We start from the raw sequence: 12,469 nt of genomic DNA, 5'->3' as shown, positions 1-12,469 counted from the left end.
TTTGCAGGCGCACAAAAAAGCCGGGGTGCAGAACACCCCGGCTGGAATTCTTGAACCTGTTTAAAGGCGGTTCGTTACTGCGCAGCCTGACCTGTGGCGACGATGTCGTGCAGATACTGGCTCAGGTCTTCGCGCAGGTCGTCGCGGGCCAGTGCAAAGGCAACCGTGGCCTGCAGGAAGCCGGACTTGGACCCGCAGTCAAAACGCTGCCCTTTGAACTTGTAGCCAAAGACCGGCACACCGTTCCCGATATCCTCGGCAATCGCATCAGTCAGCTGGATTTCTCCACCGCTGCCCTTTTTCATCTGGTTCAGGTTGTACAGAACCGACGGGCCCAGAATGTAACGCCCAATGACCGCCAGATTCGACGGTGCCTCCTCGGGTTTCGGTTTTTCGACCATACCGCGCGCACGGACGACCGAGCCGATATTTTCACCCACATCCAAAACGCCGTACGCGCTGGTTTTGTCGGCCGGAACTTCCATGGCCGCAACCATGTTGCCGCCGGTTTCCTCATAGGCTTCGACCATCTGCTTCAGGCAGGGTTTGTCGCCAGCGATCACGTCATCGGGCAGCATCACGGCAAAGGGTTCATCGCCGATCAGACGGCGGGCACACCAGACCGCGTGACCCAGACCCAGCGCTTTGTGCTGGCGGATATAGGCGATTGCACCGCTTTCCATATTGGTCGCGCTCAGGGTTTCCAGCAGCTGATCCTTGCCCTTGGCTTTCAATTCCTGCTCGAGAACCAGGTTGTGGTCAAAATAGTCCTCCAGAGCAGATTTGCCGCGTGACGTTACAAAGATGAATTCGGTGATACCGGCGGCGCGCGCCTCGTCGATGGCATATTGTACCAGCGGGCGATCAACCAAAGTCATGATCTCTTTCGGAACCGACTTTGTCGCCGGCAGGAATCGGGTGCCGAGTCCTGCGACGGGGAAGATCGCCTTTGTGACCTTACGTGCCATTTGACCTCTCAAGCTACTAAAACAATGTCTGACAGTGTGTTTACTACGCAGACCTCTTAGGACCTGTGGCCCGAACATTCAACGTCAACGGGTAAACAGACCGCGAATTCCCAAGATGGTGCCACCCAGTGGGGTATAAGTCAAAACGATCGACCTACAGCCGCTGAAACATCGCGGGTTTCTGCGTCCTCTGCGGCGAAATGAGGCATCCGAACAGTGTCTGCTGAGGCAGTGCAGAAGTGGCCGGTCGGACGTGTTACAGCGATTTGCCCCGAAGCCGGGTAAAGGGCTTCGGGGCAGGGGCGTCAGCCCGGGTTCATGATGGCCTCCAGCGGGTCATGTTCGGCCACGAAATGATCGGGTCTCACTTCGGTAAGCTGCGGAACATAGTTGTTTTCCCCCGCGGCCAACCGGCTGGGCAGGAACCGAAGCGCAGCTTTCGGGTCCATGGGCGAGGGTAGCTCACCCGGCAGTTTCAACCGCTGGCGGGTCCGTTCGACATCCGGGTCCGGGATCGGAACCGCCGAGATCAGGGACTTCGTGTAGGGGTGGATCGGATCGGAACAGATCACCTCTCCGTCGCCCAGCTCAACGATCCGGCCCAGATACAAAACCATGATCCGGTTCGACACTGCGCGCACCACCGACAGGTCGTGGCTGATGAAGATCATCGACAGCCCGAACTCTTGCTGCAACTCGCGCAACAATTCGACGATCTGCGCCTGAATGGACACATCAAGGGCCGAGACCGCCTCATCGCAGATGATCAACTTGGGTTTGTTGATCATCGCGCGTGCGATGCCGACGCGCTGGTTCTGGCCGCCGGACAGCTCGTGCGGATAGCGGTTGATCATGTTGGCCTTCAGGCCGACCCGCTCCATCATCTGCGCGACCATATCCTTGCGTTCGCGATCGGTCAGATCGGGGCGATAGGTCTTCAACGGCTCGGCAATCGAGGCCGAGATCGTCATCCGCGGATCTAGGCTGGCCAGCGGATCCTGGAACACGATCTGCAGGTCCTTGCGGTACTTGTTCAGCTCGGCCCGTTTCAGCCCGACGATGGGGTGGCCCAGCCAGCTGACATTGCCCGCGCTGGGTTCGATCAGTTGCAGAACCGCCCGCGCCAAAGTGGACTTGCCGCAGCCGGACTCACCCACTACGCCCAACGTTTCCCCTTTGCGGATGTCAAAGCTAACGCCGTCGACGGCCTTCAGCGGCACCTTGCGCCCGAACAGTCCGCCTGAGACGTGGATCGGGAAGTGCACCTTGACGTCATCGACTTTGAGAAGCGGCTCATCGATATTGTCCAGCGCCTTGGGCGCGTCGCCGGCGTCAATGCGGGGCATCGCGTCCAGCAATGTCCGGGTGTAGTCATGCTGCGGTGAACGGAAGATTTCGCGCGTGTCCCCGGCTTCGACAAACTGACCCAGACGCATGACCTGAATGCGGTCGCACATCCGGGCAACCACGCCCATGTCATGGGTGATCAGGGCAATCGCCGTGCCTTCGTCCTTCTGCAGACGCACCATCAAGTCCAGAATGTCGGCCTGAACTGTCACATCCAGCGCTGTTGTCGGCTCATCCGCGATCAATAGCTTGGGATTACACAGCATCGACATGGCGATCATGACGCGCTGGCGCATCCCGCCCGACAGCTCGTGCGGGTATTGGTTCAGCCGCCGCTTTGCTTCGGGTATGCGGACCCGATCCAGCCATTCCAGACAGCGCGCCCGCGCGGCCGAGCCCTGCAGCCCTTCATGCACCTGCAGGACCTCGCGCATTTGCTGGCCGACCCGCAGATGCGGGGTCAGGGCGGTTAGCGGGTCCTGGAAGATCATGCCGACGTCGTCGCCGCGAATCTTGTTCAGCTTGTTGATGGGCAGGTTCAGGATTTCCTTGCCGTTCAGAGTGGCGGATCCCAAGGCCCGACCGGCGGGTGGCAACAATCCCATCGCGGCCATGAAGGTCTGGCTTTTGCCCGACCCGCTCTCGCCGACGATGCCAAGGCATTCGCCCGGGTTGATGTCGAAACTGATGCCTTTGACGGCCTCGACCACGCCGTCGGGGGTATCGAACTGGACGCTCAGGTCTTTAACAGAAAACAGGCTCATATCAGCGATCCTTCGGGTCCAGAGCGTCACGCAGACCATCCCCGATGAAGAACATCGTGATGATGATGGCGACGTAGAATGTCAGGGGGAACATCAGCTGCCACAGGGTGCCATAACCCATCGTGCCTGCACCTTCGGCGATCAGACGACCCAACGAGGTATAGGGTTCCGAAATGCCCAGTCCAAGGAACGAGATGAAGCTTTCCGTCAGGATCATCTCGGGCACCAGCAGCGAGGCATAGACGATCACTACGCCCAGCAGGTTGGGCAGGATATGGCGATACATGATGGTAAATTCGCTGACACCGGCGGCGCGTGCGGCTTCGATGAACTCGCGGTTTTTCAAGGTCAGAGTCTGCCCTCGAACGATCCGCGCCATCGTTAGCCAGCCGACCGCACCCAGAGCGATGAACAGCATGAAGAACGAGCGCCCCGCGACCACCAGCAACAGGATGATGATAAGTGTGGCCGGGATGGCCAGCAGGATATCGACAAAGCGCATCATCACGCTGTCGGTACGACCGCCGATATACCCTGCCGCGATACCGTAGAAGGTGCCTACGATCAGCGCGGTTGCCGCCCCGATCAGACCCACCAGCAACGACGTGGTCGTTGCCTGAATGACACGGCTGTAGAGGTCGCGCCCCAGATCATCGACACCGAAATAGTGCCCGGTCTCAACGGACGGCATCCCCATGCCGCTAACGTCACCCATGACGTTCCAGTCTATTTCCTCGTTGTTCCACACGGCGAAATATGGGCCGACGATCGTGAACAGAACGATCAGCACCAGAATGAATACGCTGGCCATCGCGGCCTTGTTGCGGACAAAGCGCATCCGCGCGTCCTGCCAGAGCGAGCGCCCCTGAATGACCGTGTAGTCGGTGACATCTTCGGCCAGTTGGGCGGCTTTTTGTGATTTTCCAAGCATTGCCAGACCCTCAGTAACGGATTTTCGGATCGAACCAGGCATAGGCCAGGTCGGTCAGCAGGTTCACGATGACGGTCAGCGTGCCGTAAAGGATCGTGACCCCCAGCAGCACCGCATAGTCTCTTGAAAGAGCCGAACTCACATACGACTGACCCAATCCACCTGTCGAGAAATACAGGTCAACAAAGACCGATCCTGTCAGCACGTAGACAAAGACCGGGCCCAGATAAGACACGACCGGCAGCAGGGTGGGTTTCAGCGCATGGCGCCAGATCACGGTTCTGGTTGGCAGACCCTTGGCGCGGGCGGTGCGGATGAAGTTCGAGTTCAGAACCTCGAGCATCGAAGACCGTGTGATCCGGGCGATCGACCCCATGTACGAGGTCGCCAGTGCGATCACCGGCATGATCAGATATTGCCACTGTCCGCCGTGCCAGCCGCCACCCGGCAGCCATCCCAGCCACAGGGTAAAGGTCAGGATCAAGATCGGGCCCATGATGAAGTTCGGCAGCGCCTGTGCAGCGATGCCCAGACCCACAGCGAAATAGTCGATCCAGCTGTTGTGCTTGATTGCAGCGGCAATCCCCAGACTCACACCGATGACGGTGGCCACAAGGAAGGACAACGAGCCATAGGTCAGCGAGATCGGGAAACCCTGCGAGATGATGTCATTCACGTCCCGGTCCTTGAATTTGAAGGACGGGCCGAAGTCGAAATGCACCACGATATTGTACAGGTAGTCCCACAGCTGTTTCCACAGCGGCTGGTCCAACCCGTAACGCGCCTCGATATTGGCCAGAACCGCCGGCGGCAAGGGCCGCTCTGACGTGAAGGGCCCGCCGGGCGCAAAGTGCATCAGAAAGAAACAGGCGACGATCAGCAACAGGATCGTCGGAACGGCGATCAACAACCGCCGGATGATATAGGCAAGCATTTCATGCCCCCGTTATTGGCTCTGCCCCGAAAGTGGTTTTCGGGGCAAAGCGTGTTTTCAGGATGATTATTCGGCGCGTTTGTAGAGGTTCTTGGAATACCAGTTCTGCTCTACGTTGTTGATCGGCCAGTTTCCGAGATCACTGTCGATCATGAAGACGCCAGCATAGTGGTAGATCGGGATAACCGGGGTCTCTTGCGCGATGATCCGTTCCACTTCGGTGTACAGCGGAGCCGGGTCGTCCGAGGTTTTCGCTTCGGCCAGCAATTCGTCGACACGTGCATTGTTGTACTTGCCGTCGTTATAGCCGGACTGCGATTGCAGCAGGTCCAGGAAGGTCGAGGCTTCGTTGTAGTCGCCACACCATGCGCCACGGGCCAGATCGAAGTTCTGGTTGCCGCGCTCTTCCAGGAACACTTTCCATTCCATGTTCGCAAGGTTGGCGTTTACGCCCAACTTCTGTTTCCACATCTGGCTTAGCGCGACAGCCACTTTCTTGTGCGCTTCGGATGTGTTGTACACCATTTCAAAGCTCAGCGGGTTGTCGGGGCCATAGCCTGCTTCTGCCAGCAGTTCCTTGGCCAGCTCATCCCGTTCCTGCTGAGACATCGAGGCCATCTCGACTTCGGGTACGGTAAACCCGGCGGTGGCTTCAGGCGCGAAGGTGTAGGCCTGTGGTTGGCCGCCTGCCATGACGTTTTCGGTGATGATCTTGCGATCCACGGCCAGGGACAGCGCCTGACGTACGTTCGGATCTTTGAACGCTTCGGGGCCACCTTCGGACAGGTTGAAAGTGTAATAGTAGTTACACAGACGCGGATAGCTTACGGCTTCTTCCGGGTGTTCTTTTTTCAAACGCGGGAACTGACCTGCCGGGATATCGGTGCGGTCCAGCTCACCAGCCAGATAACGGGTCAGGGCGACGTTCTCGTCGTTGATGACTAGCGCAACGACCTTGTCGAGGATCGTGTTTTCATTGTCCCAGTACATCTCGTTGCGCTCACGGGTCGAACGTTCCTGCGGCAGGTGTTCGGTCAGCACGTAGGCGCCGTTCGAGACGATGTTTCCGGGTTTGGTCCATTCGCTGCCAAGCTCTTCAATGACTTTCTGCGGGGCAGGGAAGGTGGTGGTATGAGTGGTCATCTGCGCGAAATAGGGCAGCGGTGCGCTCAGCTTGACTTCAAGCGTGTGGTCGTCGATCGCGGTGACGCCCAGTTCATCGACGGGTTTTTCACCTGCGATGATCTCAGACGCATTCTCGATCGACATCAGCTCCATGAACCAGGCATAGGGCGAGGACAGGGCAGGATCGACGGCCCGTTTCCACGCGAAGACAAAGTCATTTGCCGTCACCGGGTCGCCGTTCGACCACTTGGCGTTGTCGCGGAGGGTAAAGGTATAAACGTCTTTGGTGTCGTTTGTGGTATAGCCGGTGGCAACACCGGGAACCAGATTACCGTCTTCGTCCTGGTTCATCAGGCCTTCGAACAGGTCCCGGACGATATCCGAGCCGTCGACGTCTTCAACGACCTGAGGGTCAAAGGACGTGGTTTCGTCCAGAAGGCGATAGATGAAGGTCTGATCGTCCGCCAGCGCCTCGCCGGTTTCAGGATGGGTCCCTGCGGCAAAGGCCGCGCCGGTAATCATGGTCGAGGTCAACAGCCCGGCCAGAGATGTACGAATATACTTGTTCATTTTTCTACTCCCATTTTTTAGAGGCAAGGCGCGCGCATCCATTCAGGATGGCTGCTGGCCACCTTGTTTGTCCGACTCTGGTCGAGACCGGGACCCGTTCGAATTTTGCTTTTTCAGATCGCAATGAACACCGCGTCGCAGTCTTTCGGTTTGCAGTCGGGAACGTGGTTGCGAAAGTCGCCTTTCACTGGCGCCGAAGGTGGCACTATTTCAAAAAAGGATAAAGCCTTTGCCTGAAAAATAGGCAACTATAGGTGGATTGTGAATGAAACCCGGGGTGGTTCCGAAATATAATGAGGAAACTCCAGCGGTTCTTAACACTTTCGTGAAGGTCTCGATTTGTGCTTTGCCCAAAGGACGGGGTTTTGCCGACGAAGTGACGTAAGGGACCGTGCGAATCGCTATTGGTTCAGGGTGGATTTCATGCTGGCTTCGGGGAAACAGGTCGGGGTGCGGCCCGTGGCCTGTTGCCAGCGCCCGATCGAGCGGCGGGTTTTGAATCCGGGCAACCCGTCCGCGCCGCCGACATCATGGCCCTGGCGTTCCAAAGCCCTCTGCATGGCGGCCACATCAGACCGGTACAGACTGCCGACCTTGCCCCAGCGGGCGCTGAAATCTCCGACGCCATACTGAATGCGGTCTCCGACATGGCCGACGAACAGGGCGTAGAGATCGCTTTTGTTGTAGTCCTTCAGGACGTAGAAATTCGGTGTGACGATGAAGGCTGGGCCATTGCGCCCTGCGGGCATCATCAGAAAGCCTTCGCCCGGCAGTTCATGTTTCGGGAACGGTTTGCCCGACACTCGGGTTACGCCCATCGCCACCCAGTCCCGAATGGGCTTGCCCTGATCCGGTCCTTCCAAGGCACAGGAAACCGAGGGCGGGACGGTCACTTCAAAGCCCCAGTCGCGCCCGGCGATCCAACCATGTTGGGACAGAAAATTCCCGATCGACGCGATTGTATCCTCGGGTGAGACCCAGATATCGGATCGCCCATCACCATTGCCGTCCGCCGCATAAGTCAGAAAGTTCGAGGGCATGAATTGCGGTTGGCCCAACGCACCGGCCCAGCTGCTTTTTAACGTGCCGGACGGGGCGTGCCTGGCCTCGGCGATTTGCAAAGCGGCGATCAGTTCCTCGGTGAAATAGTCCGAGCGGGTGCTCATGAAGCCTTTGGTCCCCAGCACCTGAAACGCGTTGTGGCGGATGGGGACTTGCCCATATCCGCTTTCGCGGCCCCAGATTGCGAGAATGATGCGGCCGGGCACGCCGGTTTCGGCCTCGACCCGCGCCAGTGTTGTCGCATGGCGGCGCGCCATCTGCCGCCCTGTGGCTGTCGCACCCTGCACAGAGCCTGCGTTGAAATAGCGCCCGGGCGATCCGAACTCAGCCTGTTTTTGCTGTTTGGGTGTTTCTGCCTTTTGCCCCGGCGGTACAAGATCCGGTAGTTTCCAATTGAGCGTCACCCCGTCAAAGGCCTGCTTCATGGTCTTGCGTGAGACGCCTTTGGCCCTGGCACGTGGCCAGACCGTTTCGTTCAACCAAACCTGAAATTGCCGCTCAACTGCAGCGCGATCCTGCGCATAGGCGCTTGTCGAAAGGCACCACAGGCTGAGGGCAAGAACAATCCAACGCATCACTGGAATGTGTCGCGTGCCTGTAGGGTCAAGTCAACCGCAGCATTAGTGGCGTTTTGTACACTCCTAAAGCTTTGGTTGTTCAGGTGACGCCGGGGACAATCGATGGTTTTGGAAAAAACCTTGAGAAATTTCGTGACTCTGCCGATAGTTGGCCGAAACGAAGGCAGAAGAGGACGATCAGGCGTGACCTTACTCAGACCTTCAGCTGCGGCATGGGCAGTGCTGGTATCGGCCGCAAGCGTGGCTGTATCAGCGCAGATGGCGTGGGCCGCCGACAGTTTCATGGACCCTCAGGGCCCAATTGCGGCTGTCCAGAAAACCCATCTGTTGCGGGCGACCGTTCTGATCATGATTGCCGTGCTTCCGGTGCTGGTTCTGGTGCCGTTGATTGCCCTGCGGTATCGGCGACGCAAGGGCGGTACGGCGGTCTATCGGCCGAAATGGGATTTCTCCGCGAAGCTGGAATTCGTCATGTGGGGCGTGCCGGTGGTGATTGTAGCGCTGCTGTCCTTTTATTTGTGGAAAGCGACGCACCGGTTGGATCCATATTCGGCCGCTTTCGGTGAGACACCGGCGCTGAACGTTCAGGTCGTTGGCCTCGATTGGAAATGGCTGTTTATCTACCCCGATCTGGGTATAGCCACTGTTGGTGAATTGGGAATTCCGGTCAAACAGCAGGTTGCGATGACGCTGACCACGGACACGGTCATGCAGTCGTTCATGATCCCAGCCTTGGCGGGGCAGATTTACGCCATGCCCGGCATGACGACAAAACTGCATCTTGTGGCGGACGCGCCTGAGACGATGCAAGGCGAAAACACGCAGTATAATGGCCGTGGGTTCACCAAACAGAAGTTCCTGACGCAGGCCATGCAACCCGAAGATTTCAATGCATGGGTTGAAAGCGTCCGCGCCAACGGCATTCCGTTGACCGAGGACACATACAGAACACTGGCCAAGCGCACGGATCGGGATGAGGTTCAGGCGGAATTGGGAACCCCTCTCATGCCGCTCAACGCTTTGTATTTCACGCTGGAGGGCGGTGATCTGTTTCAGTCCATTCTGCATCGTTATCACGGCGGGCAACCTCTGCCAGTGGATCAACAGCCGGGAACGGTTGAATTCGGAAAGGAGGCCACGCAATGACCGATACCGGGTTCTTTGGCCGCCTGAACTGGGACGTGTTTCCGATTGCCGGCCTGATCCAGACGCCTAACACGAATGAGATCGTGGCGAATGCGGCCGCTGGCATTGTTGTCGTGGGCGTGATCGCTGTAGTCGGGTTGCTGTCGTGGTTCCGCCTGTGGGGGCCGCTATGGCGTGACTGGCTGACCAGCGCCGACCACAAGAAGATCGGCATCATGTATATCGTCTTTGCCATCGTCATGCTGGCGCGGGGCGTGCTTGAGGGCGTGGTCATGCGCGCCCAACAGGCGGCAGGGCCGGGCGATGGTTTCCTAGAGGCCGAACATTTCGCCGAGCTGTTCAGCACCCATGGCACCATAATGGTGTTCTTTGTGGCCGTGCCCTTTGTCTTTGGCGTAGCGAACTATCTGGTGCCGCTGATGATCGGCGCGCGGGATGTGGCCTTTCCGGTGATGAACCAGATCAGCCTCGGGCTCACCGTCTCGGCCGGCATGATGTTGATGGTGTCTCTGGTGGTGGGCAATTTCTCGACCGGCGGCTGGACGGCCTATCCGCCCTACACGGGCGCTGCGTTCAATCCCGGGGTGGGGCCGGATTACTGGATCTGGGCTATTGTCGTCTCGGGTATCGGCACTACGCTGACGGGGATCAACTTTGCCGTCACCATCTACAAGCTGCGTGCGCCCGGGATGAAGTTCATGCGGCTGCCGATGTATTGCTGGACGATCATCAGCAGCTCGATCCTGATCATCTTTGCCATGCCGCCGCTTGGCGTTGCCGCGCTAATGCTGGCGGCGGACCGGTATCTGGACTTCCACTTCTTCACCAATGACCTTGGCGGCAACATGATGAACTATGCCAACCTGTTCTGGCTGTTCGGCCACCCCGAGGTCTACCTGCTGGTTCTGCCCGCCTACGGCATCTATTCCGAGGTTTTTGCCACCTTCTCGGCCAAGCGGCTGTACGGATATAACTCGCTGGTCATAGCCACCATGTGTATCGCGGTACTCTCCTTCACCGTCTGGCTGCACCATTTCTTCACCATGGGCCAAAGCGCACTGATCAATGCGGTGTTTGGCATTGCGACGATGCTGATCGCGGTCCCGACCGGGGTGAAGGTTTATGATTGGATGGCCACCTTGTACCGCGGGCGCATCCGGTTTTCCGTTCCGATGCTGTATGGCCTGGCCTTTTTGATGCTGTTTGTCATCGGTGGGTTGTCGGGCGTGATCCTAGCCAATCCCACAGTCGATTATCAGGTCCATAACACCTTGTTTCTGGTGGCGCATTTCCACAACGCGCTGTTGCCGGGGGTGCTGTTTGGCTTGTTGGCGGCCTACAACTACTGGTTTCCCAAGGCCTTCGGGTTCCGCCTGAACGAGTTCTGGGGCCGGGTTTCGGTCGTGTGCTGGACGGTCGGGTTCCTGCTGACCTTCATGCCGCTCTATTTCGTGGGTCTCATGGGGATGCCGCGCCGGTCCTTCAGCTATAGCGACGCCTCATTCCACCCCTACATGCTCGTCGCGATTATCGGTGCTTTGATCATCACCTGCGGGCTGCTGTCCATCCTCGTCCAGCTGTGGGTCAGCATCCGGGACCGTGAGAAAACCCGCGCCCCTGTTGGCGACCCATGGGACGGGCGCACGCTGGAATGGTCGATCCCGTCACCACCGCCGCCCTATAACTTCGCTATCATCCCGCAGGTTACTGACCGGGATAACTTCGCCGTGGCCAAGGAGCGGGGCGAGGCCTATCCCAGCCCCGACACCTATGAGGATATCGCGATGCCGCGCAATACTGCGATCGGGTTTACACTCTGTGTGCTCAGCGGTGTCTGGATGTTTGCACTGGTCTGGTGGATCTGGTGGCTGGCGGCCTTGATGACAGTTCTGATGCTTGCGTCCTTCATCGCCTGGACTTTCAAAACCGACTTTGAAGAAGTCATTCCGGCCGAAGAGGTGCGCAAACAACACGAAGCCTGGCTTGATCTGGTGCGCAACTCCAAACCTGTAGATCGCGACTATGAAACGACCCCAGAAAACCGCGGCCTTGCCCGCCCCGATCTGGAGGCCCTGACATGAAGCGTGCGCCCACCCACAGCTATCCCGGCCTGAACCTTGGGCGGCGTCACGAAAGTGCCCACAGGGCCACCGAGGTTGTCACCTTTGGCTTCTGGGTCTTTCTGATGAGCGACCTGGTCTATTTCGGCCTGATGTTTGCCATCTATATCACCATGATCGACGCACAGGCGGGGGGGCCGGGTCCGCATGAGCTGTTCGATCTGTACAGCATCTTTGCCCAAACGCTGATCCTGCTGACCAGCAGTCTGACGGTGGGTCTGGCGATGCTGGCGCTGAAATACAACCTGCCCCGATGGCGGATCGTTTTCTGGTTCTGCGTGACACTGGTGTTGGGCCTCAGCTTTCTGGTGCTGGAAATCCGGGACTTCATCGCAATGGCTGAAAAGGGCGGTATCCCCCAGCGCAGCGGTTTCCTGTCCGCCTTCTACGGGTTGGTGCCGCTGCACGGGTTGCATGTGGCGGCTGGCTGTCTGTGGCTGATCGTTTTGGGCATCCAACTACGGGTGTTTGGCCTGACCGACCTATTGATGTCGCGCGTGGTGCGGTTGGCGCTGTTCTGGCATTTCCTCGACCTGATCTGGATCGGCATCATCACCATCGTCTATTTCGGAGGGCTGACCTATGGATAAGCGCAGCGAGATGCACCGGCGCGAACGTCGGCGGTACGTCATCGGCTATGGCGGCTCGCTTTTGCTGACGGCGGCGGTGTTTCTCATCGCCTATAAATACGGCATCAAAACCACGGGCGTTTACCTCTCGATTGCATTGTTGGGCTTGGCGCAACTGATCGTGCAACTGGTCTATTTCCTGCATATCGACCGTCGCCGCAGCAGCCGCGAAGACCTTGACTTGGTCCTGTTTTCCACGCTGGTCCTGCTGATCATCATCCTCGGAACCGTTTGGATCATGGGCAATCTGGCGGTGCGGATGCACACCTATCCGATGTAACGACCTGCATGAGGC

The 12,469-nt window shown here is 58.4% G+C and carries 10 protein-coding genes; 4 read left to right on the top strand and 6 right to left on the bottom strand.

The window, feature by feature from the left end; translation table 11 throughout:
• Positions 1-74 precede the first annotated feature (74 nt).
• The 6 genes from galU to GOX63_RS13445 form a co-directional block, all read right to left on the bottom strand.
• On the bottom strand, positions 75-968 hold the full coding sequence (gene galU, locus GOX63_RS13470) for a UTP--glucose-1-phosphate uridylyltransferase GalU (protein WP_170326669.1): 894 nt from the start codon (positions 966-968) through the stop codon (positions 75-77).
• Between the two features lie 305 nt (positions 969-1,273).
• Complete coding sequence (locus GOX63_RS13465; protein ID WP_170326670.1) at positions 1,274-3,079, bottom strand: ABC transporter ATP-binding protein; 1,806 nt, start codon at positions 3,077-3,079, stop codon at positions 1,274-1,276.
• A gap of 1 nt (position 3,080) precedes the next feature.
• A complete protein-coding gene (locus GOX63_RS13460) occupies positions 3,081-4,010 on the bottom strand; it encodes an ABC transporter permease subunit (RefSeq protein WP_170326671.1) in 930 nt (309 codons plus the stop codon).
• Between the two features lie 10 nt (positions 4,011-4,020).
• The gene (gene oppB, locus GOX63_RS13455) at positions 4,021-4,944 is read right to left on the bottom strand and encodes an oligopeptide ABC transporter permease OppB (RefSeq protein ID WP_170326672.1); all 924 of its coding nucleotides are present in this window, start codon (positions 4,942-4,944) and stop codon (positions 4,021-4,023) included.
• Positions 4,945-5,010: 66 nt separating this feature from the next.
• On the bottom strand, positions 5,011-6,639 hold the full coding sequence (locus GOX63_RS13450) for a peptide ABC transporter substrate-binding protein (protein WP_170326673.1): 1,629 nt from the start codon (positions 6,637-6,639) through the stop codon (positions 5,011-5,013).
• 401 nt (positions 6,640-7,040) lie between these two features.
• A complete protein-coding gene (locus GOX63_RS13445) occupies positions 7,041-8,276 on the bottom strand; it encodes a lytic murein transglycosylase (protein WP_170545967.1) in 1,236 nt (411 codons plus the stop codon).
• Between the two features lie 186 nt (positions 8,277-8,462).
• On the opposite strand from GOX63_RS13445, the gene GOX63_RS13440 reads away from it, so the two are divergent.
• Genes GOX63_RS13440 through GOX63_RS13425 form a run of 4 tightly spaced genes read left to right on the top strand, consistent with a single transcriptional unit; the run spans position 8,463 to position 12,454 of the window.
• Entirely contained in the window at positions 8,463-9,425 is a 963-nt protein-coding gene (locus GOX63_RS13440; RefSeq protein WP_367646721.1) for a cytochrome ubiquinol oxidase subunit II, read from the top strand.
• Positions 9,422-11,506 (top strand): cbb3-type cytochrome c oxidase subunit I, encoded by a 2,085-nt coding sequence (locus GOX63_RS13435; protein WP_170326675.1) that lies wholly within the window; start codon positions 9,422-9,424, stop codon positions 11,504-11,506. Before GOX63_RS13440 ends, GOX63_RS13435 begins: the two co-directional genes overlap by 4 nt.
• A complete protein-coding gene (locus GOX63_RS13430) occupies positions 11,503-12,135 on the top strand; it encodes a cytochrome c oxidase subunit 3 (RefSeq protein ID WP_170326676.1) in 633 nt (210 codons plus the stop codon). The genes GOX63_RS13435 and GOX63_RS13430 overlap by 4 nt, the downstream gene beginning before the upstream one ends.
• Positions 12,128-12,454, top strand: coding sequence for a cytochrome o ubiquinol oxidase subunit IV (locus GOX63_RS13425; protein WP_170330281.1), 327 nt, complete (start codon positions 12,128-12,130; stop codon positions 12,452-12,454). The genes GOX63_RS13430 and GOX63_RS13425 overlap by 8 nt, the downstream gene beginning before the upstream one ends.
• The last annotated feature ends 15 nt before the right edge of the window (positions 12,455-12,469 follow it).

This window comes from Ruegeria arenilitoris, from assembly GCF_013031355.1.
In the GTDB taxonomy this organism is placed as follows: Bacteria; Pseudomonadota; Alphaproteobacteria; order Rhodobacterales; family Rhodobacteraceae; genus Ruegeria; species Ruegeria arenilitoris_C.
The sequence above is the reverse complement of the archived record's forward strand: the minus strand, read 5'-3'. Positions and strand labels throughout refer to the sequence as shown.

Bases quoted from the DNA above. Each gene is read 5' to 3' on its own strand.
- galU (WP_170326669.1), bottom strand. From the start codon at position 968: ATGGCACGTAAGGTCACAAAGGCGATCTTCCCCGTCGCAGGACTCGGC.
- GOX63_RS13465 (WP_170326670.1), bottom strand. From the start codon at position 3,079: ATGAGCCTGTTTTCTGTTAAAGACCTGAGCGTCCAGTTCGATACCCCC.
- GOX63_RS13460 (WP_170326671.1), bottom strand. From the start codon at position 4,010: ATGCTTGGAAAATCACAAAAAGCCGCCCAACTGGCCGAAGATGTCACC.
- oppB (WP_170326672.1), bottom strand. From the start codon at position 4,944: ATGCTTGCCTATATCATCCGGCGGTTGTTGATCGCCGTTCCGACGATC.
- GOX63_RS13450 (WP_170326673.1), bottom strand. From the start codon at position 6,639: ATGAACAAGTATATTCGTACATCTCTGGCCGGGCTGTTGACCTCGACC.
- GOX63_RS13445 (WP_170545967.1), bottom strand. From the start codon at position 8,276: ATGCGTTGGATTGTTCTTGCCCTCAGCCTGTGGTGCCTTTCGACAAGC.
- GOX63_RS13435 (WP_170326675.1), top strand. From the start codon at position 9,422: ATGACCGATACCGGGTTCTTTGGCCGCCTGAACTGGGACGTGTTTCCG.
- GOX63_RS13430 (WP_170326676.1), top strand. From the start codon at position 11,503: ATGAAGCGTGCGCCCACCCACAGCTATCCCGGCCTGAACCTTGGGCGG.
- GOX63_RS13425 (WP_170330281.1), top strand. From the start codon at position 12,128: ATGGATAAGCGCAGCGAGATGCACCGGCGCGAACGTCGGCGGTACGTC.